This is a genomic window from Clostridioides sp. ZZV15-6598 (assembly GCF_020657705.1).
Lineage (GTDB): Bacteria > Bacillota > Clostridia > Peptostreptococcales > Peptostreptococcaceae > Clostridioides > Clostridioides difficile_F.
In genome coordinates this window covers 1-401 of sequence record NZ_JAGWCS010000336.1, presented here as the reverse complement: position 1 = coordinate 401, position 401 = coordinate 1, and the positions used below count along the sequence as shown (strand labels likewise).

Genomic DNA, 401 nt, shown 5'->3' with positions numbered 1-401 from the left:
ATATAGTAAAACCTACAAATATCTTTTTTAGTTAAATTACATAATAAATTGAACTAAATATCCTGCACTAATAGCTATTACAAATGTAGCTACTATAAATGCTACTATAAGCTGCTTTTTGAATAATTTATTTAATAAAATTATTTCTGGGATACTAGCACCTGTTCCACCTATAATTAAAGATATTATAGGACCTAACCCTACACCTGCACTTGAAAGTGCAACTCCTATTGGTAAAATTGTTGTTGAATTTAAATATAGAGGAATACCTAATATAGCAGCTATTGGAACAGCCCATAAATTGCTGTCTCCTACATATTTAGCTATGACATCTTGTGGCACAACATTATACATTAAAGAACCAACCAGTACTCCTATTATTAAATAAGGTAATACTGATA

At 29.2% G+C, this 401-nt stretch carries 1 protein-coding gene; it reads right to left on the bottom strand.

What is annotated here, in order from left to right; genetic code table 11:
* Positions 1-36 precede the first annotated feature (36 nt).
* A partial coding sequence (locus tag KGF50_RS21915) for a permease (protein ID WP_227850000.1) occupies positions 37-401 on the bottom strand: 365 nt, incomplete at its 5' end.